General features: G+C 66.6%; 24 protein-coding genes and 2 tRNA genes. 11 read left to right on the top strand and 15 right to left on the bottom strand.

The features are described from left to right. The first annotated feature begins 12 nt into the window (after positions 1-12). Together JK358_RS26500 and JK358_RS26495 are read left to right on the top strand one after the other, a co-directional pair. Entirely contained in the window at positions 13-1,569 is a 1,557-nt protein-coding gene (locus JK358_RS26500; protein WP_201952182.1) for a hypothetical protein, read from the top strand. Between the two features lie 69 nt (positions 1,570-1,638). Further along, positions 1,639-2,823, top strand: a complete 1,185-nt coding sequence (locus tag JK358_RS26495) for a hypothetical protein (RefSeq protein WP_201952179.1) — start codon at positions 1,639-1,641, stop codon at positions 2,821-2,823. A 73-nt stretch (positions 2,824-2,896) separates the two neighbouring features. Here JK358_RS26495 and JK358_RS26490 read toward each other — a convergent pair whose 3' ends face one another. The 4 genes from JK358_RS26490 to JK358_RS26475 all read right to left on the bottom strand — a co-directional run bounded on the left by JK358_RS26490 (position 2,897) and on the right by JK358_RS26475 (position 6,798). Then, positions 2,897-3,649: an amino acid ABC transporter ATP-binding protein gene (locus JK358_RS26490; protein WP_201952660.1), complete on the bottom strand. Its 753-nt coding sequence runs from the start codon at positions 3,647-3,649 to the stop codon at positions 2,897-2,899. A gap of 53 nt (positions 3,650-3,702) precedes the next feature. After that, complete coding sequence (locus JK358_RS26485; protein WP_201952176.1) at positions 3,703-4,656, bottom strand: amino acid ABC transporter permease; 954 nt, start codon at positions 4,654-4,656, stop codon at positions 3,703-3,705. A gap of 6 nt (positions 4,657-4,662) precedes the next feature. Continuing rightward, positions 4,663-5,544, bottom strand: coding sequence for an ABC transporter substrate-binding protein (locus tag JK358_RS26480; RefSeq protein ID WP_201952657.1), 882 nt, complete (start codon positions 5,542-5,544; stop codon positions 4,663-4,665). Between the two features lie 168 nt (positions 5,545-5,712). After that, positions 5,713-6,798 (bottom strand): isocitrate/isopropylmalate dehydrogenase family protein, encoded by a 1,086-nt coding sequence (locus tag JK358_RS26475; RefSeq protein WP_201952174.1) that lies wholly within the window; start codon positions 6,796-6,798, stop codon positions 5,713-5,715. Between the two features lie 93 nt (positions 6,799-6,891). Between JK358_RS26475 and JK358_RS26470 the strand changes: the two genes are divergently transcribed. After that, complete coding sequence (locus tag JK358_RS26470; protein WP_307817754.1) at positions 6,892-7,413, top strand: 2'-5' RNA ligase family protein; 522 nt, start codon at positions 6,892-6,894, stop codon at positions 7,411-7,413. A gap of 57 nt (positions 7,414-7,470) precedes the next feature. Then, complete coding sequence (trxA, locus tag JK358_RS26465) at positions 7,471-7,836, top strand: thioredoxin (protein ID WP_201952171.1); 366 nt, start codon at positions 7,471-7,473, stop codon at positions 7,834-7,836. Between the two features lie 54 nt (positions 7,837-7,890). On the opposite strand, the gene JK358_RS26460 is transcribed toward trxA, so the two are convergent. Beyond that, the gene (locus JK358_RS26460) at positions 7,891-8,313 is read right to left on the bottom strand and encodes a 2-isopropylmalate synthase (protein ID WP_201952168.1); all 423 of its coding nucleotides are present in this window, start codon (positions 8,311-8,313) and stop codon (positions 7,891-7,893) included. Between the two features lie 419 nt (positions 8,314-8,732). Between JK358_RS26460 and JK358_RS26455 the strand changes: the two genes are divergently transcribed. Further along, a complete protein-coding gene (locus JK358_RS26455; protein ID WP_201952165.1) occupies positions 8,733-9,065 on the top strand; it encodes a four-helix bundle copper-binding protein in 333 nt (110 codons plus the stop codon). Positions 9,066-9,244: 179 nt separating this feature from the next. On the opposite strand, the gene polA is transcribed toward JK358_RS26455, so the two are convergent. Continuing rightward, positions 9,245-11,980, bottom strand: coding sequence for a DNA polymerase I (polA, locus tag JK358_RS26450; RefSeq protein ID WP_201952163.1), 2,736 nt, complete (start codon positions 11,978-11,980; stop codon positions 9,245-9,247). A 313-nt stretch (positions 11,981-12,293) separates the two neighbouring features. Here polA and JK358_RS26445 point away from each other — a divergent pair. Further along, positions 12,294-12,366: transfer RNA gene (locus tag JK358_RS26445), tRNA-Trp, on the top strand. Between the two features lie 28 nt (positions 12,367-12,394). Continuing rightward, on the top strand, positions 12,395-12,652 hold the full coding sequence (locus JK358_RS26440) for a hypothetical protein (RefSeq protein WP_201952160.1): 258 nt from the start codon (positions 12,395-12,397) through the stop codon (positions 12,650-12,652). A gap of 101 nt (positions 12,653-12,753) precedes the next feature. Here the strand turns inward: JK358_RS26440 and JK358_RS26435 are convergent, their stop codons facing one another. From JK358_RS26435 to JK358_RS26410, 6 genes are all read right to left on the bottom strand, one after another. Beyond that, entirely contained in the window at positions 12,754-13,449 is a 696-nt protein-coding gene (locus JK358_RS26435) for an ABC transporter ATP-binding protein (RefSeq protein WP_201952653.1), read from the bottom strand. Between the two features lie 47 nt (positions 13,450-13,496). Then, positions 13,497-14,468: an ABC transporter ATP-binding protein gene (locus JK358_RS26430; RefSeq protein WP_201952157.1), complete on the bottom strand. Its 972-nt coding sequence runs from the start codon at positions 14,466-14,468 to the stop codon at positions 13,497-13,499. Then, complete coding sequence (locus JK358_RS26425; RefSeq protein WP_201952152.1) at positions 14,465-15,694, bottom strand: branched-chain amino acid ABC transporter permease; 1,230 nt, start codon at positions 15,692-15,694, stop codon at positions 14,465-14,467. Before JK358_RS26425 ends, JK358_RS26430 begins: the two co-directional genes overlap by 4 nt. After that, a complete protein-coding gene (locus JK358_RS26420; RefSeq protein ID WP_201952149.1) occupies positions 15,691-16,740 on the bottom strand; it encodes a branched-chain amino acid ABC transporter permease in 1,050 nt (349 codons plus the stop codon). Before JK358_RS26420 ends, JK358_RS26425 begins: the two co-directional genes overlap by 4 nt. Positions 16,741-16,834: 94 nt before the next feature. Further along, positions 16,835-18,013, bottom strand: coding sequence for a branched-chain amino acid ABC transporter substrate-binding protein (locus JK358_RS26415; RefSeq protein WP_201952650.1), 1,179 nt, complete (start codon positions 18,011-18,013; stop codon positions 16,835-16,837). Positions 18,014-18,291: 278 nt separating this feature from the next. Next, positions 18,292-18,915, bottom strand: coding sequence for an ANTAR domain-containing response regulator (locus tag JK358_RS26410; RefSeq protein WP_201952146.1), 624 nt, complete (start codon positions 18,913-18,915; stop codon positions 18,292-18,294). A gap of 218 nt (positions 18,916-19,133) precedes the next feature. Here JK358_RS26410 and JK358_RS26405 point away from each other — a divergent pair. Beyond that, positions 19,134-19,220, top strand: a tRNA-Leu gene (locus JK358_RS26405). Positions 19,221-19,369: 149 nt separating this feature from the next. Here the strand turns inward: JK358_RS26405 and JK358_RS26400 are convergent. After that, positions 19,370-19,735, bottom strand: coding sequence for a DUF732 domain-containing protein (locus JK358_RS26400; protein WP_201952143.1), 366 nt, complete (start codon positions 19,733-19,735; stop codon positions 19,370-19,372). Between the two features lie 191 nt (positions 19,736-19,926). Between JK358_RS26400 and JK358_RS26395 the strand changes: the two genes are divergently transcribed. Continuing rightward, on the top strand, positions 19,927-20,382 hold the full coding sequence (locus JK358_RS26395; protein WP_232851910.1) for a nitroreductase family deazaflavin-dependent oxidoreductase: 456 nt from the start codon (positions 19,927-19,929) through the stop codon (positions 20,380-20,382). A 23-nt stretch (positions 20,383-20,405) separates the two neighbouring features. On the opposite strand, the gene JK358_RS26390 is transcribed toward JK358_RS26395, so the two are convergent. Next, the gene (locus JK358_RS26390; RefSeq protein ID WP_307817753.1) at positions 20,406-20,768 is read right to left on the bottom strand and encodes a hypothetical protein; all 363 of its coding nucleotides are present in this window, start codon (positions 20,766-20,768) and stop codon (positions 20,406-20,408) included. 127 nt (positions 20,769-20,895) lie between these two features. On the opposite strand from JK358_RS26390, the gene JK358_RS26385 reads away from it, so the two are divergent. Then, positions 20,896-21,645 carry a DUF5919 domain-containing protein gene (locus JK358_RS26385; protein ID WP_201952139.1) on the top strand — a complete coding sequence of 250 codons (750 nt, stop codon included), beginning with the start codon at positions 20,896-20,898 and terminating at the stop codon, positions 21,643-21,645. After that, positions 21,642-22,451 carry an inositol monophosphatase family protein gene (locus JK358_RS26380; RefSeq protein WP_201952135.1) on the top strand — a complete coding sequence of 270 codons (810 nt, stop codon included), beginning with the start codon at positions 21,642-21,644 and terminating at the stop codon, positions 22,449-22,451. The genes JK358_RS26385 and JK358_RS26380 overlap by 4 nt, the downstream gene beginning before the upstream one ends. A gap of 32 nt (positions 22,452-22,483) precedes the next feature. On the opposite strand, the gene JK358_RS26375 is transcribed toward JK358_RS26380, so the two are convergent. Then, positions 22,484-23,296, bottom strand: a complete 813-nt coding sequence (locus JK358_RS26375) for a thioesterase family protein (RefSeq protein ID WP_201952132.1) — start codon at positions 23,294-23,296, stop codon at positions 22,484-22,486. Positions 23,297-23,395: the final 99 nt, after the last annotated feature.

Raw genomic sequence — 23,395 nt, 5'->3', positions numbered from 1 at the left:
AGGGTTCGGGCGGTGACCAGTTACCCGGGCCCCGATTCGTCTCCGAACCCGTACGGCCCCGGCCAACCACCCGGCGCGCCGGGACACCCCGGCGCACAGGGCGGGCTCCCGAATCCGGGTTATCCCGGCGCGCACGGCGGTCCCTCGCATCCGGGATACCCCGGCGCGCACGGCGGTCCCTCGCATCCGGGATACCCCGGCGCGCACGGCGGTCCCTCGCATCCGGGATACCCCGGCGCGCACGGCGGTCCCTCGCATCCGGGATACCCCGGCGCGCAGGGCGACCCCCCGCATCCGGGATACCCGGGTGCACAGGGCGGCCCGGCGGCCGGCTCCGGAACCGCGGCGGGCCGGGTCGCGGGTGCGCTGCTGGCGGTCGCGGCGGTGCTCACCTTCGTGGGCTCGCTGGTGACGCTGCGATCACAGACCCTGTCGCTGGGGTCGGAGTTCAACATCACCACCCGGTGGACCGCGTGGCGTGTCATCTTCGACGACGCCGAGGGTCAGCACGAGTCGAGTTCGCAGCTGGTCGGCGTACCGCTCACGCTCGCCGCGATCGCCGCCCTGGCGGCGGCGGTGCTGTTGCTCGCGGGTGTCGGGCGCGGCGGCCGGGCCGTGCCCGCACTGGGTCACCTCGCCGCGGGGCTGACCGCGGGCGTCACCGTCGCCGTGATCGTCAGCCTGATCCCGCCCTCGGACGACATCTTCGGCGCCGAGTACGCCTACGGCGTGGGCTTCTGGCTGCTCATCCTCGCGGGCGTGGCCGCGGTGGGCGCACTGGTCATCGGCTTCGTCGCGGCCCGGCCGGGCATTGCCGCCGCGCCGGTCAAGCGGACCAACGATGTGATAGCCGCGATTCTGCTGCTGCTGGCCGCGATTCCCGCGCTGATCGGCTCCTTCCTCAACCTGACCTCGAGCGAGTCGTTCAAGGTCACCACCTGGGGCGTCGACCTCAGCTCCGATCTGGATTCCCAGCACATCGCCGCCTACCAGGGTGTCGCGCTCGTGCTCGGCACCGTCCTCGCCGCCGTCGCGGCGACCCTGCTGCTGGCCGGTCTCGGTCCCCGGCTCCGGATGGCCCGACCCTTCGCGATCGCCTCGGCCGCACTGCTCTTCGGCGCGGTGCTGACCATCGTCATGTCCACCACCGGTGACGTGACGGCCGAGGAATCCTCCGACGCAAGCGATTTCGGTGCCGGATACTGGCTCCTGGTCTTCGTCGTCCTGCTGGCGATCGCTGCGATCCTGGCAACACTCATCGCGAACGCCGCCCCCTCCCAGCAGCCCGCCTACCCGCCGGGCTTCGCCCCCGGACCCCAGCCGGGCTGGGGCCCCACCCCGCAATCCCCTGCGCAGCAGCCTTTTTCGCCACAGCAGCCACTCCCGGGCCAACCGCAAGCGTATCCCGGCCAGCCGCAACAGTATCCGGGTCAGCCACAGCAGTATCCCGGCCAGCCCGCGCAGCCCTATCCCCCGCAACAGTCCTATCCCCCTCAGCCGCAGCAACTTCCGGATTGGCAGCAGGTCGGCAATCCGGAACCGCCTCCGCCGGACAACCTGTCGCGCTGATACCGCCGAAAGTAGGTATCGGGGCCGGAGATCGGGCAAGCCGTACCTCCATCCCCTAGGGTTCGAACGGTGACCAGTTTTCCGGGCCCCGATCCGTTGCAGAACTCCTACGGTTCCGGCCGCCCGCCCGGTGGTCCGCCGAACTCCGCGCTGAGCCGGGTCACGGGCGGCCTGCTGGCTCTGACGGGGTCGCTGTTGCTCCTGGCCCTGCTGCTCCCGCTGCAGATCCAGACCGCGCCCCTGCTCGGCGACAAGTTCGAGGTCCGGACGACGGCCTGGCAGCTGCGCTACACCAGCGAGAACCGGGTGAAGTCGATTCTGAACTGGCTCGGCCTACCGCTCACGCTCGCCGCGCTCGCCACCCTGGTGACGGCCGTGCTGCTGCTCGCCGGTCTGGGCGCGCGCAGCCGGGCGGTGGGCTCGCTCGGAATCCTGTCCGCGGCACTCGGTTCGGGGGTCGCCCTCACGGTGGTCGTGGGCGTCATCCCGCCCGAGGTGCCCGGCATGGTGTACGAGTACGGTCCCGGTTTCTGGATCTCGGCCTTCGCGATGGTCGTCGCGGTCGTCGCGGCGGTGACCGGGCTGATCGCCGATCGCTCCGCGCCCGGTCCGGCGAATCGCGCCAGGGACGCGGCCACGGGCGGACTCCTGGTGCTGACCGGGACGACCGCGATCACCGGCTCCTTCCTCCGCATGTCGGCTCCCGGCACCATCGAATTCACCACGTGGGGAATGAAATACCTCGACCAGACCATGTCGAGCCGCCAGGGTCTGGCACTCGTGGTCAGCGGCGCGGTCGCGCTCGTCGTCGCGCTCCTGCTGCTCGTCGGCCTGGCGTCGCGCACCACCCGGATCCACGGTCTCGCGATCATCGCCGGCGGCCTGAGCCTCGCCACCGCCGTCACCGTCATCCTGGATGCCTGGAACGACCTGACCGGCGACTCCCTCGCGATCGGTGACTCCGGCCCCGGCTTCTGGCTGCTGGTCCTCGCCGCACTGCTGTCCCTCGCCGCCACCGCCATCGCCCTGCTCGCGAACTCCGCCACCACGCCCGCACCGCAATTCCCCGGCCCGGCGCAGCAGTACCCCGGGCAACCGCAACCGTATGCAGGTCAGCCGCAACCATATGCCGGCCAACAGCAGCCGTATCCCGGCCAGCCGCAACCATATCCGGCTCAGCCACAGCAATACCCCGGCCAGGCAGGGCCTTACCCCTCCCAGCCACAGCCGTATCCGCACCCTGGCCAGCCGTAACCGCCTGCCGCACAAAGATTCCGGCCCCGCCCCGAAGTGTCGGAGCGGGGCCGGAATCAAATCCGCCGACCGGCTACAGAATTCGTGACAGGAACGCCTTGGTGCGGTCGTGCTGCGGGTTGGCGAGCACCTCGCGCGGGTCACCGGCCTCCACGACGACGCCGCCGTCCATGAAGGCCAGCTGGTCGGCGACCTCACGGGCGAAACCCATTTCGTGCGTGACGACCACCATGGTCATGCCCGACTGCGCGAGTTCCCGCATGACGCCGAGGACTTCGCCGACCAGTTCGGGGTCGAGCGCCGAGGTGGGCTCGTCGAACAGCATGAGCTTGGGATCCATGGCCAGCGCCCGCGCGATGGCCACGCGTTGCTGCTGTCCGCCGGACAGCTGCGCCGGATACGCTTCGGCCTTGTCCGCCAACCCGACTCGGGCCAGCAGTTCCTTGGCGCGGGCGACCGCGTCGGCCTTCTTGATCTTCTTCACCTGGGTGGGCGCCTCGATGATGTTCTCGAGCACGGTCCGATGCGGGAACAGGTTGAAGTGCTGGAACACCATGCCGATATCGCGACGCTGCCGGGCGGCCTCGCGCGGATGGAGTTCGTAGAGCTTGTCGCCCTTCTCGCGGTAGCCGACGAGTTCGCCGTCCACGTAGAGCCGTCCGGCGTTCACCTGCTCCAGATGGTTGATGCAGCGCAGGAAGGTGGATTTGCCCGAGCCCGAGGGCCCGATCAGGCACAGCACCTCACCGCGTTTCACCTCCAGGGTGATGCCCTTGAGCACGCTGATCGAGCCGAAGTTCTTGCACACCCGATCGGCGCGCACCATCGGCGCGTCGGCCTTCGCGCGCGAATCCGTTGCGCCCTTGGTCATGTCGGTGCTCACTGGTCTCCCACCGCCGATCGCTGAATGGTGGCCAGGGCCTTGAGCTGCTTGCCGGTCAGCTTCTTCGACGACCCGCGCGAGTAGTACCGCTCCAGGTAGAACTGCCCGACCATGAGCACGCTGGTGATGGCCAGGTACCAGGTGGCGGCGACCAGCAGCAGCGGAATCGGCTGGAAGTTCACGCTGTAGATGTCGCGCGCGCGGCCGTAGAGGTCCGTGGTGAGTGGAATGGCCGTGACCAGCGAGGTGGTCTTGAGCATGGAGATGAGCTCGTTGCCGGTCGGCGGGATGATCACCCGCATGGCCTGCGGCAGCACCGTGCGCCGCATGGTCTGCGACCACGACATGCCCAGCGCCGTCGACGCCTCCCGCTGCCCCTCGCCCACGGAATTGATTCCGGCGCGGACGATTTCGGCCATGTACGCGGCTTCGTTCAAGCCCAGCCCGAGCATGGCGAAGAAGAACGGCGCCTGCCAGTTCTGGACGTCGAAATCCACGAAGGACGGCCCGAAGGGCACGCCGACGGTGATGGTCTTGTACAGCGACGGGAACAGGCCCCAGAACACCAGCTGCACGTAGACCGGCGTCCCGCGGAAGATCCACAGGTACGCCCAGGACACCGACCGCAGCACCGGATTCGGTGAGAGTCGCATGACCGCGAGCACCACGCCCAGCAGCACGCCGATGGTCATGGCGAGCACCGTGAGCTCCAGGGTCACCAGGGCGCCCTTGGCGATTCGCGCGTCGCGCAGGTACTTCCAGTAGGTGTCCCAGTGGTAGGCCGGGTTGGTCTTGGCGCCCCAGAGGAACAATCCGAGGAGCACCAGAATCACTGCGGCGGCGATCCACCGGCCCGGCCGACGCAGCGGAATCGCTTTGATCGGCTCGGGCTCAGCGGTATTCGCGACCGCCGCGGCGCCGGCCGCGGGCGTGGTCTCGTCCTGCGACATGTGCGGTTACTGCGCTCCGTTGATGACGGACTTGGTGATGACGCCCGCCTGCACGTTCCAGTTCTCCGCGATCTTGCGGGCCTGGCCGTTGTCCATCAGGTGCTGGACGGCTTCCTGCAGCACCGGGCCCAGCGGCGAGCCCTTCTGCACCGGCCAGCCGTACGGGGCGGAGTCGAACATCTTGCCGGTCACCTCGATGGTGTCCTTGTTCTGGTCCACGGCGTAGATGGTGACCGGGAGGTCGGCGGACATGGCGTCGACCTGACCCTGCACCAGCGCGGTGGCGGCCTGGGACTGCTCGTCGTAGGCGACCTTCACGATCTCCGGCTTGCCCGCGGCGACGCACTTGGCGCTCTTGGCCGGGATCTCGTCGGTGTCCTGAACGGTGGTGCGCTGCACCGCGACTCGCTTACCGCAGGCGTCGTCCGGGTCGACCGGCTTGCCCTTCTGCTGCGCCCACTGGGTGCCGACCTGGAAGTAGGTCACGAAGTCGACGGTCTTCTCGCGTTCCTTGGTGTCGGTGAACGAGGACATGCCGACGTTGTAGGTGCCCGTCTCGATGGACGGAATGATCTTCTCGAAGTCCGATTCGCGGTAGTCGGCGGTCAGGCCGAGCACGCTGGCGACCGCGTCCATCAGGTCCACGTCGAAGCCGACGATCTTGCCGTCGGAGTTCTTGAACTCGTTCGGCTGATACGGCACGTTGACGCCGACGACCAGCTTGCCGGACTGCTTGATGGCGTCGGGCACCTTGGCCGCGATGGTGTCGACCTTCGCGACCTCGACCTTGGCGACATCGTCGCCGCCCTCGGTGTTGCTGGTACACGCGGTCAGCGCGAGCGCGCCGCCGGCGAGCACAACCAGGGCGCGCGCGGCACGCCCGCGCATTGAAATACGAACAGACACAGGTCCTCCACAGTTCGGGTGCGCGACATCCGGATGCCGCCCGCCGTTTGAAATGTAGGCGAGTCGGTCGGTCCATGCGGGCCGGTTACCGAACATTAATCGGCGATACCGTGTGGCAACGCCGATACACGCCCGGACCCGGAAGTGCGCTCACCAGCGGTGCAGCCGGGCCCGCACCTGCTCGGTGAATTCGGTCGTAGATGCTAACCCACCCAAATCCGACGTGGCTACACCAGCCCGCAACGTCTCCGCTACTGCGTGTTCAATTCGATCTGCAACCCGGTACAGCGCACTGTGCACATCGCGGGTTCCGAGCCAGCGCAGCATGCCCACCGCGGACAGCATCAGGGCCACCGGATTCGCCCGGTTCTTGCCGGTCAGGGTGGGTGCGGCCCCGTGCACGGCCTGGGCCATGGCCTGCGTGTCCGACGAGTTGAGCGAGGCGGCCATCCCCAGCGATCCGCTGAGCTCACCGGCCAGATCGGACAGGATGTCGCCGAACAGGTTCTCGGTCACGATGACGTCGAAGGCAGCCGGATCACGCACCAGCAGCGCGGTCATGGCGTCCACGTGCTCGTCGCGGGTTTCCACGTCCGGATACTCCTGGGCCACTTCGTAGCACACATCCCGGAACAGGCCCATGGTCATCGGGAGCACATTCGCCTTGTGCACGATGGTGACCTTCTTGCGGCGGCGGGCCGCGATCCGGAAGGCTTGGTGCGCAATGCGTTCGATGGCGGCCCGGGTGAAAACGCCTACCGCGAGCGCGGTGTCGGCCGTCGGCTGGAACTCGCCCGACCCGGCGAACATATTGCGGTCGGCGTAGAGGCCCTCGCTGTTCTCCCGGACGATGATCAGATCCATCTCCTCGGCCACCGATCGCACATCCGGATGCGTTCGCGCCCAACGGATATTGGCGTACAGCCCGAAGCGCTTGCGCACCGCGCCCGCGGGCGGCAGCCCGGTGCGGTACTCCGCGGCGTAGGAGGCATTGTCGTGCGGGCCCATGATCCAGGCATCGAGCCCCTCGAGGGCTTTGAGCGTCTGCTCCGGCATCGGATCGCCGTACTCCGCGATGGCCGCGTGCCCGATCAACAACGGCACCCATTCGACGGGCGGCAGCTCCATCACCTTCAGGGCCTCGTCCACCACATCGCGGGTGGCTCGTACTATCTCCGGCCCGATGCCGTCGCCTTCGATCAGGCCCAGCCGAAGCCGGGTCTCGGTGTCGCTCATACTCGCTATCCTCGCGTACTTCCCAGAGACGGCAAATCGACGGCACACTTCCGCGCACAATTCGAGACCTCGGCGTAAGTTCAGGACACCGGCGTGTCGTGGGGAGTGATGAGCGTGGTGCAGTCGGTCGAGCTGGTGCTCGACGAGGTGTCCGAGGCGGAAGTACACCGCCAGTGGCGGGTGCTGGCCGATGTGGGACTGCACTCGCCGTCGCCCGCGCACCGGCCGCACATCACCGTCGGAGTCGCTCAGGAGATCTGGCCGCGCCTGGATAAAGTCTTGGGGCAGCAGACTTTTGCGCCCTTGGACATCCGCCTGGGCGGTCTGCTGGTGTTCGGCGCGCGTTCGCCGATTCTGGTCCGGGCGGTTGTTCCGTCCACCGACCTGCTGTCCCTGCAGCACCGCCTTTTCGCCGTGATCGCCGACTGCCCCGGCATCCCCGCCAACCTGCACCCCGATGCCTGGACCCCGCATGTCACGCTTGCCCGGCGTTTGCGTCCCGGCCAGCTGCAGGCGGCAGTGGACGCGGTCGGTTCCGACCGGGACTACCGGGCTACCGTTGTGGGTATACGGCGGTGGGACGGCGATCGGCGCGAGGAGTGGTCGATTACCTAGGGAACACAACCGCATGGCCCGGTGTTGGACCGGGCGAAACCAACACGAGAGGATGCCATGGCCACCCAAACCCTGACCGAGCAGAACTTCGACGAGACCGTCACCGGCAATGACGTCGTCCTGGTCGATTTCTGGGCGTCGTGGTGCGGCCCCTGCCGCTCCTTCGCCCCCACCTTCGAGGCGTCCGCGGAGAAGCATCCCGACGTCATCCACGGCAAGGTCGACACCGAGGCCGAGCAGGGCCTGGCCGCCGCCGCCAACATCCGGTCGATCCCGACCATCATGGCCTTCCGCGAGGGCGTCCTGGTCTTCGCCCAGCCCGGCGCCCTCCCGCCCGCGGCCCTGGAGGATCTCATCACCCAGGTGAAGGGCCTCGACATGGACGACGTCCGCAAGCAGCTGGCCGAGCAGCAGGCCCAGTAGGCCGCACACTAATGCGCCGCAACCCGAAAGGATTGCGGCGCATTAGTTTTGAGCTCAGCCGAGGGAGTTGATACCGGCGATCATGGCGCGGACGGTGGATTCCGCGCTGTCGTCGGCGAGGGCGGCGCCCCAGCCGCGACGGCCGTTGAACTCGCACTGCACGAAGGTGGCCATGCCCGACTCGGTGCGGCGCTGGTGGAACGCCAGGATCTCGACCGGATAGCCCTCGTCGTAGAGCGCCGAGGTGAGCGCCGCGACGGGGCTGCCGGTGGCGGTCACGGTGCGCAGGTGGCCCGCGAATTCGAGGGTCGCGGTGAATTCCGCGGCGCGGCGGTGGGTGTATTCGCCGAGCTTGATCGGGCCCGCGTGACCGCAGTACCGCTCGTGGAACTCGGCGGGGGTCAGGCCGGTGCTTTCAGCCCGCAGGCTCTTGGGGGCAGCGGCGATGAACGTCTGTGTATCGAGTGTGATGGTCATTGAACTAGGTCTTCCCGACTTCTTCCCAGAATTTGGCAGAGGGGACCAGCGCAAAAAAAGTTCAAACGGCCGCAGCGAGGGGCCGGTCCGAATCAGACCCCGCTACGGCGGAGAACTACGAGTACTCGCACAGCAGCCACCATCGCGGTAAGCGGAATGAGCGCGGCGCCGTCGCGGTCGGCGACGTGAAGCGCAGCACTGCGGCTGTGGGCGGGATTCGGCACGGCACCGAGCATAGGGGCAGACCCACGCATTGGCAACCATATTCGCAATCGACCCACGAGTAACTTCGTCGCAGGTCATCCGCCCTGTGTCGCAGCCCACGCCACGCCGGGATGACACAATGGGCACACCTGCTCGACGCTCGCGCCAACTCTCAGTGAATACCGGACATCCGGCCCGAAAAAGGAGCCCTCGCGATGACCGACCCGAAGCTTCAGAGCACCGTGAACGCCCTGCTCGGCTGCCACCGCAGCTGCGTCCGCCAAATGATGGAATCCGCCGATATCGGCGACAGCCACGGCACCCGCACCCACCTGACCGGCCTCATGGACTGCGCCGACACCTGCCGCCTGGCCGGCGACATGCTCGACCGCCACTCCCCCTGGGCCGCCTCCCTCTGCGAACTGGCCGCCGAAGTCTGCACCCGCACCGCCGAAAGCTGTGAACGCCTCGGCGAGTCGGCCTGCGCGAACGCCTGTCGCGCCGCCGCCGACCTCAGCGCCCAACTGGTAGCCCAACTCACCCACTGAGACGCAACAGCCGTTCCAACGTCCCCCGCCGTACCGGCCGCGGCTGCGCCGTCATGCGCGCCGGTCATGCCGGGGGCGGCTCCCCCGTCAGTCCGGCGTGCTCTTGGCCGGAATCCACACGCGCTCAATAGAATCGCGCCTGGATCCCGGCCGAGAACCTGCCTGGGCGGCGAAAGGGATCAGTGGGCGGCGGCGTCCCAGCTGCGGCCCACGCCCACCGAGACCTCGAGCGGGACCGAGAGTTCGATCGCGTTCGACATATGTTCGCGGGCAAGGGCTTCCAGTTGCTCGCGCTCGCCCGCGGCGACCTCGAAGACGAGTTCGTCGTGGATCTGCAGGAGCATGCGGGACTTCAGGCCCGCCGCGCGGATGGCGCGCTGGGTGTCGATCATGGCCACCTTGATGATGTCGGCGGCCGTGCCCTGGATGGGGGCGTTCAACGCCATCCGCTCGGCGGCCTCGCGGCGCTGCCGGTTGGAGGAGTCCAGGTCCGGCAGGTAGCGGCGGCGGCCGAAGAGGGTTTCGGTGTAGCCGACCTTGCGGGCCTGTTCGACGGCGTCGTGCAGGTAGTCGCGGATCGCGCCGAAGCGGGTGAAGTAGATGTCCATCTGGACCTTCGCCTCGTCGGCGCTGATCTTGAGCTGCTGGGACAGGCCGTAGGCGGACAGGCCGTAGGCCAGACCGTAGGACATGGCCTTGATGCGGCGGCGCAGCTCCGGATCGACCTCGGAGATCGGGATGTCGAAAGCCTTGGACGCCACGAAGTTGTGCAGGTCCTCACCGGAGTTGAACGCCTCGATCAGACCCTCGTCCTTGGACAGATGCGCCATGATCCGCATTTCGATCTGGCTGTAGTCGGCGGTCATGAGCGACTCGTAGCCGGGGCCGACCACGAACGTGTCGCGAATGCGGCGGCCGGTATCGGTGCGGATCGGAATGTTCTGCAGGTTCGGCTCGGTGGACGAGAGTCGCCCGGTGGCCGCGACCGTCTGGTTGAAGGTGGTGTGAATGCGCCCGTCGTCGGCGACCGACTTGAGCAGGCCGTCGACCGTCACCTTCAATCGGGTCGCGTCGCGGTGCTCGAGCAGATGCTGCAGGAACGGGTGCTGCGTCTTCTCGTAGAGCCCTTCCAGCGCATCGGCATCGGTGGTGTAGCCGGTCTTGGTGCGCTTGGTCTTGGGCATGTCGAGTTCGTCGAACAGCACCACCTGCAGCTGCTTGGGCGAGCCGAGGTTGATCTGTTTGCCGATCACGCCGTAGGCGGTGTTCGCGGCCTCGGCCACCCGGTCGGCGAATTCGCGCTGCAGCTCTTCGAGGTGCGCGGAGTCGACGGCGATGCCCGCGTGCTCCAGATCGGCGAGCACGCCCAGCAGCGGCAGTTCCATCTCACCCAGCAGGGCGGTGGATTCGATGCGCTTCAACTCCTCGTCGAAGGCGTCGGCGAGATCGAAAACCGCTCGGGCGCGCAGCATTTGCGCATTGGCGGCCTCGGCGTCGACCTGGTCCTCGTCGTCGAGCAGCGACAGCTGGGTCTCGCCGGCGTTGTCGACGCGCAGTTCCCGGCTCAGGTAGCGCAGCGAGAGGTCTTCGAGGTTGAAGGTGCGCTGGCCCGGCAGGATCAGATACGCCGCGAGGGCGGTGTCGCTGGTGAGCCCGCCGAGTACCCAGCCGCGCCCGCGCAGTGCGTGCATGGCGGATTTGGCCTCGTGCAACGCTTTCGGCGTGTCCGCGTCGGCGAGCCAGGCGCCGAGGGCCTTCTCGTCCTCCGGGGTGAGGGTGTGTACGTCGATATACGCGCCCTCCCCGTCGGCGGCCGCGAGCGCGATGGCCTGCACGTCACCGTGGATGGGCGAGCCGACGCCGACCACGGAAACCCCGTGCCGCTCACCGGCTTTCGCGTGCTCGGCGAGCCAGTCGGCGATGGTGCCCGCGGACAGGGTGCTGCCGCTGATCTCGAAACCGGACTCGGCCTCGGGCTCGACCGGGGCGAGCGTGTCGAACAGGCGATCGCGTAGCACCCGGAATTCCAGCTCGTCGAACAGCTGGTGGATCTTCTCGCGATTCCACGGCTGCACGGCCAGCTGCCCGGGCGTGTAGGGCAGCGGCACCTCCTTCACCATCTCGGTGAGCTGCCGGTTGAGCACGACGCTGGACAGGTTGGCGCGCAAGGCCTCTCCGACCTTGCCCTTGACCTTGTCGACCTGATCCACCAGCGTGGCCAGATCGCCGTACTCGCGCACCCACTTGGCGGCGGTCTTCTCGCCCACGCCCGGGATGCCGGGCAGATTGTCGGACGGGTCGCCGCGCAGGGCCGCGAAATCCGGGTACTGCTGCGGGGTCAGACCGTACTTGTCCTCGACGGCGGCCGGGGTGAAGCGGGTGAGCTCGGAGACGCCCTTCTTCGGGTAGAGCACGGTGACGTTGTCGTTCACCAGCTGCAGCGAATCGCGGTCGCCGGTGACGATGAGGACGCGGAAGCCCTCGGGCACGGCCTGCGTGGTGAGGGTGGCGATGACGTCGTCGGCCTCGTAGCCGTCGATGGCCATGACCGGAATACCCAGTGCCCCCAGCACCTCCTGGGTGATCTCCACCTGGCCGCGGAACTCGTCGGGCGTACTGAGGCGGTTGGCCTTGTACTCCGGATACGCCTCGGTACGGAAGGTCTTGCGGCTCACATCGAACGCCGCCGCCACATGGGTGGGCTTCTCGTCGCGCAGCAGGTTGATCAACATGGCGGTGAAGCCGTACACCGCGTTGGTGGTCTGCCCGCCCGCGGTCTTGAAATTCTCCGCCGGCAGCGCGTAGAACGCGCGATAGGCCAGCGAATGCCCGTCCAGCAGCAACAACGTGGGCTGCTCGCCGGAGGTGGAGGCGGAGACGGCACTCGGACGCTGATCGGTAGAGGCTGAGGTCACGCACAGAGCCTAGCCACGACCACCGACATCCGCTGGCACCGGGCGCGAAGCAGCCGCCCGGGCCGTGTCCGGAGAAACCGGGTCAATCCCTTCGTTGAACAAGCGATCAGGCGGGCCGCGGGAACGACGGCGCTGGACCACGGCCACAAGCCGCCCCGTGGCCAAGACCGCGACCCCAAGCGCCGCCCCTGACCGCAGCCGGAGAAACCGGCCTTGATCAGTACATTCCACCCGGTCGACGCCGGTACCCAACGCCTTGCCGGAAAACGGATTTCGCTCCCGCGTCGCCACCTGGTAGCGTGACGCCACGCCAAGGGGCGTAGCTCAACTGGCAGAGCAGCGGTCTCCAAAACCGCAGGTTGCAGGTTCAAGTCCTGTCGCCCCTGCAAATCTTCGGGCCGGTCACTCCCACGAGTGACCGGCCCGAAGTCGTTCAGCGCACCCTCGCCCGAGTCGTCTGCTCCCCCGCACAATCCCTTGCGCCGCAACAGAACCCACCACACCCTGTTCCCGCCTCCAGCGAAACCCGCTGCACCTCAACAGATCGCCGAGTCCAACGCCAAGGCCCGCGTAGCCGCCCTGAACGGCCGCGTCATCCCCACCACCTCCATCGTCGCGCAGACCCTCGAGTCCGACTGGCTGGTCGAGATCGAAGCCATCGCCGCGGCCTAGGCACGGTCGACGGGCCGGAGGCCTGAGCTACTCACTATCGGCGAATTCTGCGCGGATCAGCAGGAATCTGGGCCGATAGTGAGTAGCTCAGGCCGGGACGGTCAGCCGACGCCGAGGTAGGCGGATTTGACGGCTGGGTCGTGGAGGAGGTCGCGGCCCGCACCGGTTTTGGTCACCTCGCCGGTTTCGAGGATGTAGGCGCGGTGGCTGCGGGTGAGGGCCTGCTGGGCGTTCTGTTCGACCAGCAGGACCGTGGTGCCCTGCTTGTTGATATCGGCGATGATTCGGAAGATCTGTTGAATCACCATGGGGGCCAGGCCCATTGAGGGCTCGTCCAGGAGGAGGAGCTTGGGGCGGGCCATCAGGGAGCGGGCGATCGCCACCATCTGCTGTTCGCCACCCGAGAGGGTGCCTCCCACCTGGGTGCGGCGTTCCTGGACTCGGGGGAACAGGGAGAAGACCCACTCGAGGGTTTCGGTGTATTCGGTCTTCTTCTTGAAGGTGCGGGCGTAGCAACCCATGTCGAGGTTTTCCTGCACCGTCATACCGGGGAAGATGCCGCGGCCCTCGGGGGCCTGGATCAACCCCAGGCCCACGCGGTCGTGCGCCTTCACCCGGGTGATGTCCTTGCCCTCGAACAGGATCCGGCCGCCGCTGAGCGGCAGCAGGCCGGACAGGGCGCGCATGGTGGTGGTCTTGCCCGCACCGTTCGCGCCCAGCAGGGTCACCAGCTCGCCCTGCTGCACGGACAGTGAGATGCCGTGCAGCGCTTGGATTCTGCCGTAGTTGACGACCATGTCCTCGACTTCGAGCAGCGGGGCCCCGCTGGATTTCTCGAGTGATGTCACAGGGATTCACCCACTTCCTCGTCGGGCACGCCGAGATAGGCGGCAATCACCTTCGGGTCCTCCCGGATGGCCGAGGGCAACCCGTCGGCAATCTTGCGGCCGAATTCCAGCACCACGATCCGGTCGGTCACGCCCATGACCAGCCGCATGTCGTGCTCGATGAGCAGCACGGTGAAACCGTCGTCGCGGATCTTGCGGATCAGATCCATGAGCGCCGATTTCTCGCTCGGGTTGAACCCCGCGGCCGGCTCGTCCAGGCACAGCAGCTTGGGTTCGGTGGCCAGGGCGCGCGCGATCTCCAGACGGCGTTGGTCGCCGTAGGAGAGGTTGCGCGCCTTCTCCACCGCCCGCGGTGCGATGCCCACGAACTCCAGCAGCGCCATACCGCGTTCGATGGCGTCGCGTTCCTCGCGGCGATGACGCGGCGTGCGGAAGATCGCGCCCGGCACCGAGGTCTTGTGCCGCGCGTCGGTGCCGACGACCACGTTCTCCAGCGCGGTCATCTCCGCGAACAAGCGAATGTTCTGGAAGGTGCGCGCGATGCCCAGCCGCGTGATCTCGTTGCGCTTGGATTTGGTGAGCGGCTGCCCGTCGAAGTACACGGTGCCCCCGGACGGCCGGTACACACCCGTGATGGCGTTGAAGCAGGTGGTCTTGCCCGCACCGTTCGGTCCGATGAGCCCGAGGATCTCGCCGCGGCGGATCTCGAAGGTCACATCGTCGAGCGCGGTGAGACCACCGAACTTGACCGTCAGCCCGTCGGTGCGCAGCAGCGGTTCACCGACCGCGGTCTGGATTTCCCGGTGCGGCGCAACGACTTCCGCCACCACCGCGGCATCGGAGTACACCGGCAGCACCTCGGTCACATCGACCGTGCCCGCCGAGGGTTCGGCTTCCGGCTCGCCCGTGTACCCGGCCCGCATGTCTTCGTTGTCGAACAGCGCGTCACCCGCGCCCGGCCCGGTCATCGCTGCGCTCCCGTCGTCCCCGTGTCCTCGCCCGGCTTGCGTACCGCGCGGGTGATCTGCCTGCCGTAGGCGAGCAGTTTCTGCCGGACGGGGAACAGCCCCTGCGGCCGGAAGATCATCATCACCACCAGCACGATGCCGAACATCAGGTACTTGTAGTCGCCGAGTGAGGTGCCCGCGACCTCCACCGACCGCAGCCGGATCGGCAGCCAGGCGATGAGGAACGCGCCCACGATCACGCCCAGTTTGTTGCCGGAACCGCCGATGACCACCGCGCACAGGAACAGCATCGAGTTGATGACGTTGAAGACCGGCGGATTCACGAACTGCACCTGCCCGGCGTAGATCGCCCCGGACAGACCGCCGATGGCGGCGCCGATCATGAACGCCCACAGTTTGAACTTGAAGGTCGGCACGCCCATGATCTCGGCGGCGTCCTCGTCCTCGCGGATGGCGACCCACGCGCGACCGACCCGGCTGCGCTCCAGATTGCCGACGATCAGCAGCACGATGATCACCAGCAGGAAGGCCAGCCAGTACCACCACACGCCGTTGTTGGCCTTGTCCAGCAGGCTCGAGCTGTTCGTATCGCCGAAGTTGCCGGAGGAGAAGTAGCCGCCCGGCAGTTCCTCGGATTCGCCGACCCGCGGGTAGGCGATACCCGACAGGCCGAGGCTGCCATTGGTGACATCACCGAGATTGTCGGCGAGCAGGCGCACGATCTCACCGAAACCGAGGGTCACGATGGCCAGGTAGTCGCCGCGCAACCGCAGCGTCGGGGTGCCGAGGATCAGGCCGGAGAACGCGGTCAGCGCCACCGCCAGCGGCACGCAGGCCAGCCACGCCCATTCCGGCGAGAAGATGCCGCCGGTCTTGTTCCACGGGCTGTCGGGGCTGGTCAGCAATCCGACGCTGTACGCGCCGACCGCGTAGAAGCCGACATAGCCGAGGTCGAGCAGACCCGCCTGTCCCACAACGACATTCAGGCCGAGCGCGATGAGCGCGAACATGGCGAACTGCGCCATGACCAGGCCGAAACTGTAGCCGGGAGTATCGAGGATCGGCGGCGGGAACAGCGGCAGCACGAGCAGCACGATGAGCGTGGGAATGCCGACCAGCCACTGCTGCGGCCGGGACAGTCCATCCCACCAGCCGCGCAGCGAGTCGCCCACACCGCGCATGGGGCGCTTCTCCTTGGTGGGCCAATTGCCCTGTGCGGTGGTCATACTCGCGCCCTCCCGAGGCTCTCGCCCAGGATGCCGGTGGGCCGGATCATGAGCACCGCGACCAGCAGCACGAAGGCCACCACGTCACGCCACGCCTCACCGAACAGCGCCTGACCGTACATTTCGGCCATCCCCAGCAGCAGGCCGCCGAGCAGCGCGCCGCGCAGATTGCCGATACCGCCGAGCACGGCGGCACTGAACGCCTTGATGCCGAGCACGAATCCGCTGGTGTACATGATGCCCTCGGGCACGCGCAGGCTGAACAGCAGCGCGGCCGCACCGGCGAGCACACCGCCGATGAGGAAGGTCAGCATGATGACCTTCTCCCGCGAGACGCCCATCAGCGTCGCGGTATCCGGATCCTGCGCGACCGCGCGAATACCGCGGCCGAATTTCGTTCGGTTGATAAGTATTTCGGTCATCGCGGCGAGCACGACCGCCGCGGCGATGATGATCAGCGTGACATTGGTGACCGAGGCGCCGAAGACATTGAACTGCTCCTTGGCCTCGACCAGCTTGATCTTCTCCTGGGCATTGTTACCGCCCAGGCGGGGAATGCCGAGTTTGTCGCTGATCTCCGGCAGCACATAGTGCACGAATTCCTGGAGTACGAACGACATTCCGATCGCGGTGATCAGGAAGCTGAGTGGTCTGGCCCCGCGTTTGCGCAACGGCCGATAGGCCACGCGCTCCAATCCCAGTGCGGCGCCGCCGGATATCGCCATGCCGATCAGCATGGCCAACCCGAGGAAGACGATGGTCAGAAAGGTGCCCTGGTTGTAGGCATTGCCCCGGGGCTCGAACCCGAGCAGCATCAAACCGATGTACTGGCCGAACAGGCCGATCATGAAGATCTCGGAATGCGCGAAATTGATCAGGCGCAAAACGCCGTAGACCAGGGTGTAGCCCACAGCTACGAGCGCGTAGATCGACCCGTAGGTCAAACCCTCTACGGTCAAACTCCAGAACCGGTCGATGAGTCCGCCCACGTCGAACCCGATCGAACCGGCGAGCACGGCCGAGTCGGCCAGCGCGGTTACAGTCATTCGTTACTCTCGCCATCGAGCCAGCAGCGTGTGCCGCGCGGCGCGGGATCTCCGCACCTGGCATCGGCACACGCTGCTCGCGAATTCCGTTGTCCTACTGGACCTTGTACATCCAGATCAGCGCGGAGGTCAGCTCACCGTTGCTACCCCACTTGTACTGACGCGCCAGACCCGCTCCGTCGTAGTTGCGGACGAATTCGAGAATGTCGGCGCGCGAGGTCTTTCCGGAGTCGATGGCCTTCAGCACGATGGTGGTGAGGTCGTAACCCTCGACCGAGTACACGCCCGGCGCCTGGCCGTTGAGGGCCTGGTAGTCGGTGGTGAACTGGGCCGGAGCCGGACCACACGGGCAGGACAGCAGCGCGTCCTTGGTGGCGTCGCCGCCCTGGCGCACGAACTGCGGATCGTTCACGCCGTCGGCGGAGACGAAGGTCGCGGTCACGCCGCCGGAACGCAGCTGGTTCACGAACGGGGCGGCCTCGGCGTAGTAGCCGGCGTAGAAGATGGCGTCGGGAGCGGCGCTCTTCAGCTTGGAGACGGCGGCGGCGAAGTCCTTGTCGCCCTCCTTCACCTGCACGGCGCAGCCGGCGTCGGCGGACGCGCCCAAGCCCTCGTTGACGGCCTTGGCCAGGCCGGTGCCGTAGTCGGTGTTGTCCTGGACGACGCAGATCTTCTTGAAGCCGGCCGCACCCGTCAGGTACTTGGCCACGGCCGGACCCTGCAGGTCGTCGTTGGCCAGGCCGCGGAAGAAGGTCTTCCAGCCGTTCTGGGTGAGGGTGGCGTTGGTGGCCGACGCGCTCAGCGCGGGCAGGCCCGCATCGCTGAGGATCTGGCCGGTCGCCTTGGTCTCACCGGAGAAGGTGGGGCCGATCAGGGCGGTGATGTTCTGATCGTTGATGATGGTCGGAATGACCTGGGTGGCCTTCTGCGGGTTGCCCTCGGTGTCGAATTCCTTGACGCTCACCTGGCAGTTCGGATTGGCCTTGTTGTGCTTGTCCAGGGCCAGCTTCACACCCATGACGATGTTGATGCCGAGCGCGGAGTTCGGCCCGGTGAGCGGACCGGCCATGGCGATGGTCTGCGGTGCGCAGGTCGCCTTGCCGTCGCCGGCGGGGTCTGCGGCCGCGGTGGAACCACTGGCCGCCGCTTCCTTGCCCGCGGTGTCGATCTGCACCAGGGGCGCAATGCTCAGGTTGCTACCCGAACCCTTGTCGTCATCCGATTTGCTGCTACAGCCCGCGAGTGCGATTGCCGCCGCCGCGCCGATGACCATCGCTCGTGCCGTGCGGGACTGCCGCCAGGACGTGCGTGCCATTGAACCAAGCACGATTCACCTCTATGTTCTGTGCTCCCCGGCTCGCCGGGGAGGCCGCCTCATCTATCGGCCCGACCAGAACATATCCCTGCCACGTTAGCTCCGCATCACATTCGCATCATTCATGTGACATCGCAACGAACTAATCCCCGCATTCTGTTACCGGCGAGTTAACGCGTACAGCATTCTCTCGGCAACCTAATGCGGGGATCGGACGGCCTTCGGCCCACTCGGCCCTACTTGGGGGCGAGGTTCTCCAATACGACCTCGGCGACCGCCTTCATCGTGGTGCGGCGGTCCATGGCGGTGCGCTGAATCCACTTGAACGCCTGCGGTTCCGACAGGCCCTGGGTCTGCATCAGCACACCCTTGGCGCGCTCGACCAGCTTCCGGGTTTCCAGGCGCTCGGAGAGATTCGCGACCTCACCCTCGAGGGCGGTGATCTCGTGGAAGCGGCTGGCCGCCAATTCGATGGCCGGCACCAGGTCCGACTTGGTGAACGGCTTCACCAGGTAGGCCATGGCTCCGGCGTCACGGGCCCGCTCCACCAGATCACGCTGACTGAAGGCGGTCAGAATGACCACCGGCGCAAGGCGTTTCGAGGCGATCTCGGCGGCGGCGTCGATTCCGTCGCGGCGCGGCATCTTCACGTCCATGATCACCAGATCGGGACGCAACTCCTCGGCGAGGTCCACGGCCTGCTGACCGTCACCCGCCTCACCCACCACCAGATACCCCTCTTCGGAGAGCATCTCCACCAGATCCATCCGGATGAGCGCCTCGTCCTCGGCAACCACCACCCGCTTGGGGGCGGACGCCGCAGCATCCCGCTTCGAACCGCCCCCTGCTGTCGTTCCCATAGATGAACCCCTGTCGCTCCGTTACCAACACCCGACGCATCCGGTCCGAAGCCACCCTCGACGGATCGGCACGCACCCGAGTAACCAAAGAGTACCGTCCACCCGCGCTCACAACCCATCTACCCAGCGCAAACCGACCAGTATCACAACGCTACTGCGCCCCGACCCCCTCGATTTAGTTCCCACGCCCAATACCCGCTATGATTCGAACCCGGTGCGCCGAGTTGGCGGAACAGGCAGACGCGACGGTCTCAAAAACCGTTGTCCGAAAGGACGTGTGGGTTCAAGTCCCACACTCGGCACCAAGATGGAGGGCCGTTTCCGAGGTTATCGGGGGCGGCCCTTTCTGCATCGGCCACGCAGCGGGCCTGTTTCGGGAAGTCCTTGCGGCACAACATCATTCCGTGCGGTGGAAGCTCGTTCCGGGGCGGAGTGAATGTCCCGCGATCAGGGATCAGTTCTTGTTGACCATGTCGTCGAAGGCGCGCATAACCGGATCGCCGTGCTGCGAGCAGAGCCAGGTCGCAGAACTGGCGATGACGCTGCGGATCTCGGTCTCGGTCATCCCGTCCTGCGTCGCCAGGTCGATGATCCCTCGTAACGTCTCCGCACTCACACCCCGGCCGTCGTACACGGCACAGACCGCATATCCGATCTCGAGGAGTCCGTCGTCGGGCACGAACTCGAGTGACGGCGTATAGCGTCGCGAATTCTCCAGATACTCGGCCTCCTGCGGACCCGCCGCATAGGCCACCGTGCCGCTTCCCAGGACGGCCACACCGGCCATCAACCCACCCGCGATCAGACGTCTGACAAACATCACAACCCTCTCCCCTCGGCTCGCGTCAGCGTACAACACCCAAAACCGTTCGCACCCAGTCGATCACGCCGTCAGGTGCCGGGGCCTGCGGGTGCACTGCGGACGTCCGGAGCAACTCGGCCGGTGGTGGCGTTGACAACGGGCGGTACGGCGGGAAGTGTTCGAACGGAACCACTTCGGGGAGGTGCGCCATGGCGGGGAAGATCGCCGACGTGATCACGGTGGGTGCCGTACGGATATCGGAGCTGCTCGGGCCAGGCGGGATGCGGGTGATCGCGCGGGTGAACAAATACGTCACCAATCCGATTCAGCGACGGTGGGCTCCCTACCTGCCGTACTGCGCGGTCGTCGAACACACCGGGCGGAAGTCGGGGAAGGGCTACCGAACGCCCGTGATGGCATTGGTAGACGGCGGAACACTGACCGTGATGCTGAATTACGGGGCCGGAGCCGACTGGGTACGCAATACCGTGGCGGCGGGATCCGCGGGGATCCTGCATCGGGGCCGGCGGTACCGGTTGATCGATCCTGTTGTGGTTCCGGCTGATTCGGCGGAACTGCCCGCGGTGGTCCGCGAGGGCGTGACTACCGGCCGCAGTGCGCTGTACGGGCGACTGGTCTGGGAGCCCGACGCCCGCACAGTCTGACGAATCCACGGTCGCTTGGACCGCTATCCGGCGTTGTCCACGAAACCGGTCGACCATCGTGCATGGGTCGACTCCGGTCGTACCGTGATCACGTCCACTCGGCGGACGAGTTCCGTGGGCACCTTCTCGGCGTCGAAGTGCTTCACGTTCGGCACGATGACCGCTTCCGCGCCGAGATCGGAGATGAGGCGCTTCAAACGCCGTAGTGGGTATCCATCACCCGACTGGAAGACAACGATCTTGGCCAGGTCATAGCCCAGACGCTGGGCTACACGACGAATCTCAGCCTCATCCCGCGCCTGTTGAATCCCTGCCACGTCGGATCTCACATAGCCGAGTGCGGTTGGCCGGAAACGCATTTCGCTCCTTCCATGCTCTGCGTCCACGAATCGGATCGGGCGTCCCCAGCTTCCCTCGTTACGCAGGGACATCATCACCTCCCGAAAGGACCTCGAAGGACGTCTGGAGACGTCTACACTCGTCCCTGAATGTCCCCCAACGATGCGGTGGATCGTGGCTAACGAACGGCTTCGAAGCGCACTTCTGCACAATGGACTCACGCCCCAAACGGTGGCCGGGTCCCTCGATGTCGATGCGAAGACGGTCGAGCGGTGGATCACGAAAGCACGCGTCCCCTATCCCAAACACCGCTACGCGCTCGCGGCGCTGCTACACGAATCCGAGGAGTACCTCTGGCCCGAGGTCGCCCCGCAGCGGCAGTACGCGGATGTGGCAGCCGTATTTGCCACGCGCGCCGATTTCAACCAGGCGATGCCGCCCAGAGAACTCTTCCGGGACGTCGGCACTATCGATTTGGCTGGACTGTCACTGAATCTGTTGTGCCAGCAGCATTCAGACCGCGAGATCCTGAAGCTGGTCGCGGCGGGATGCACTTTCCGTTGCCTGTTTCTGGATCCGGCAGGTGTGCACGTCGTTGCCCGGGAGAAGGAGGAAGGTCATGGTCCCGGCGTGCTGAGCGGCCTGACCCGGATCAATATCGATTCACTGATCCGGCTGACGAACCAGATCCCTTCGAACAGTTCAGGATCCATTGTCATTCGAATCTACGACGAGCCGATCAGGTTCAACATCACGGTGATCGACCGGAAGACCTGCATCGTTCAGCCGTACCTGCCGAACGCTCGGGGCGTCGATTCTCCGACATTCGTCGCTCGCCGCAGTGATCAGCCGGGCCTTTTCGACACCTTTGTACAGGTCTTCGAGGCACTGTGGGTTTCGGGGCGCGAGGTTGGAGCGCAATGACTCCCGAGGAGACGGAACTGCTCACGATTGCGCGCCGAGCCGTCGCGATCGGCGGCGGGCTGCTGGAGAGTGCGGAACCCGGCAGGGTGGAGAAGAAGGGGGATCGGGATCTTGTCACGGATCTCGATCTGCGAATCCAGCGCGGAATCCAGAACTTCCTCGTCGAGGTGACACCGACGATCGAGTTTCTCGGTGAGGAACTCACCGGATCGAGGCCCGATCCTGAGACGTCAGAGGCGGTGTGGATCCTCGACCCGATCGACGGCACCTCGAACTTCGTTCACGGGCTTCCGCTCACTGCGATCTCGCTCGCATTGGTTCGCGATGGGACACCCGCGGTCGGCGTGGTCTTCGCGCCGCTGCTCGGGCTCGAGTACTACGCGACGGCAGGCCAGGGAGCGTACTCGAACGGGCACCGCATCAGGTGCAGCCGAGCGAAGAGCATCAGCGAATCCATTGTGTCCCTTGGTGACTACGCCGTCGGCGCTGACGCGGAATCGAAGAATCGCCGGCGCGTCGCCATCACCTCAGCGCTTGCCTCCACCGCGGAGCGTGTACGCATGTTCGGGTCGGCTGCGCTCGACCTCGTCTGGGTAGCGGAGGGTAGAACCGACGCGTGCGTCATCCTCTCCAACAAGCCGTGGGACACCGCAGCGGGTGTCCTCATCGCCCGTGAGAGCGGGGCACTCGTCACCGACTCTCAGGGGCATCGCCACACGCTGGCCTCCGCCGACACAATCGCTTCGACCCCGGCTATCGCGGAAGAACTATTGGCCCACATCGACCAGTCCTCCCGGAGGAGGTGACGTCCTGGGTAGAGATGAGGCGGTCGATCGGCTCAGACGGGCTGGGTGGTGATGGCGCGTTCGTCGGCGAAGGCGGCCATGTCCACTTGGCGGCGGGCGTTGGAGAGGGCGGTGATGACGGTGGTGCCGAGGGGGCCGGTGCGATCGTAGAGGGTGGCGGTGGAATTGGCTATACCGTTGGCGGAGAAGTGGTCTCGGGCTTGGATGCCTAGCTCGTGGCCGTCGGGGAGGCGGGTGAGGGTGAGGGTTACATCGGTGTTGATGTAGCCGACGCCTTCGGTGCCCCAGTTGCAGACGAGGTTGGTGGTGTCGGCGACGAAGGCTGCGCGTTGGAAGGGGGTGATGGGTTCGCCTTCGATCAGAGGCGGGAGGTTGTGCCAGGCGGATTTTCGGGCGCTGTTGCGGCCGGAGGCGAAGTCGCCGGTCCAGTCGGCGGGGCCGGATTTGAACAGGGGCGGGCCGGGGGCGGCGAGGACCAGGTCCGGGACGGGGAGGGTGTCCGCGGCCTGCCAGAGCTGACCCGGGGGCTGTTGTGCCACAGCGAGATACATTGCCGAGGCGCGGGCGCGGACCTGGTCGTGCTGGACGATGGCGGCGTCGATGACGCGGACGCGGTTGCCGTCGCGGATCACTTCGGTGCGAAGTTCGATGGGCTCGGTGAGGACCGGGCGGAACAGGTCGGCGGTGAAACGGGCGGGGAGGAAAGCCGGTCCCGGCGAATGGGTTTCCAGTCCGCGGGCCAGCAGGGCGCAGGCGAAGGTGCCGCCGATCTGGTTCGGGGACCAGGCGCTGGCCGTGAAGGCGCTGGGGATGTAGCGGCCGTCTGCCACGGTGAAGAATGCCACCGGCGTGCTCCGTTCAGTCGATCAAGATCTGATCGAATTAGAACATGTTTCAGTTTTTCCGGGAAGTGACCGGGTGAGACGACGACGGTGAACTGCGGC

Origin of the sequence: Nocardia acididurans (assembly GCF_016741815.1) — a bacterium.
Lineage (GTDB): Bacteria > Actinomycetota > Actinomycetes > Mycobacteriales > Mycobacteriaceae > Nocardia > Nocardia acididurans.
This window is presented reverse-complemented; position numbering and strand designations above follow the sequence as displayed.

What these genes read in the sequence shown, in the direction of transcription:
- JK358_RS26480 (WP_201952657.1), bottom strand. Translation starts at nt 5,544, where the DNA reads ATGCGCGGGCGTGCCGCGCGCGCCCTGGTTGTGCTCGCCGGCGGCGCG.
- JK358_RS26435 (WP_201952653.1), bottom strand. Translation starts at nt 13,449, where the DNA reads ATGGTCGTCAACTACGGCAGAATCCAAGCGCTGCACGGCATCTCACTG.
- JK358_RS26425 (WP_201952152.1), bottom strand. Translation starts at nt 15,694, where the DNA reads ATGACCACCGCACAGGGCAATTGGCCCACCAAGGAGAAGCGCCCCATG.
- JK358_RS26455 (WP_201952165.1), top strand. Translation starts at nt 8,733, where the DNA reads ATGACCGACCCGAAGCTTCAGAGCACCGTGAACGCCCTGCTCGGCTGC.
- JK358_RS26490 (WP_201952660.1), bottom strand. Translation starts at nt 3,649, where the DNA reads ATGGTGCGCGCCGATCGGGTGTGCAAGAACTTCGGCTCGATCAGCGTG.
- JK358_RS26415 (WP_201952650.1), bottom strand. Translation starts at nt 18,013, where the DNA reads ATGGTCATCGGCGCGGCGGCGGCAATCGCACTCGCGGGCTGTAGCAGC.
- JK358_RS26460 (WP_201952168.1), bottom strand. Translation starts at nt 8,313, where the DNA reads ATGACCATCACACTCGATACACAGACGTTCATCGCCGCTGCCCCCAAG.
- JK358_RS26430 (WP_201952157.1), bottom strand. Translation starts at nt 14,468, where the DNA reads ATGACCGGGCCGGGCGCGGGTGACGCGCTGTTCGACAACGAAGACATG.
- JK358_RS26400 (WP_201952143.1), bottom strand. Translation starts at nt 19,735, where the DNA reads ATGTTTGTCAGACGTCTGATCGCGGGTGGGTTGATGGCCGGTGTGGCC.
- JK358_RS26410 (WP_201952146.1), bottom strand. Translation starts at nt 18,915, where the DNA reads ATGGGAACGACAGCAGGGGGCGGTTCGAAGCGGGATGCTGCGGCGTCC.
- JK358_RS26485 (WP_201952176.1), bottom strand. Translation starts at nt 4,656, where the DNA reads ATGTCGCAGGACGAGACCACGCCCGCGGCCGGCGCCGCGGCGGTCGCG.
- JK358_RS26420 (WP_201952149.1), bottom strand. Translation starts at nt 16,740, where the DNA reads ATGACTGTAACCGCGCTGGCCGACTCGGCCGTGCTCGCCGGTTCGATC.
- JK358_RS26380 (WP_201952135.1), top strand. Translation starts at nt 21,642, where the DNA reads ATGACTCCCGAGGAGACGGAACTGCTCACGATTGCGCGCCGAGCCGTC.
- JK358_RS26395 (WP_232851910.1), top strand. Translation starts at nt 19,927, where the DNA reads ATGGCGGGGAAGATCGCCGACGTGATCACGGTGGGTGCCGTACGGATA.
- JK358_RS26475 (WP_201952174.1), bottom strand. Translation starts at nt 6,798, where the DNA reads ATGAGCGACACCGAGACCCGGCTTCGGCTGGGCCTGATCGAAGGCGAC.
- trxA (WP_201952171.1), top strand. Translation starts at nt 7,471, where the DNA reads ATGGCCACCCAAACCCTGACCGAGCAGAACTTCGACGAGACCGTCACC.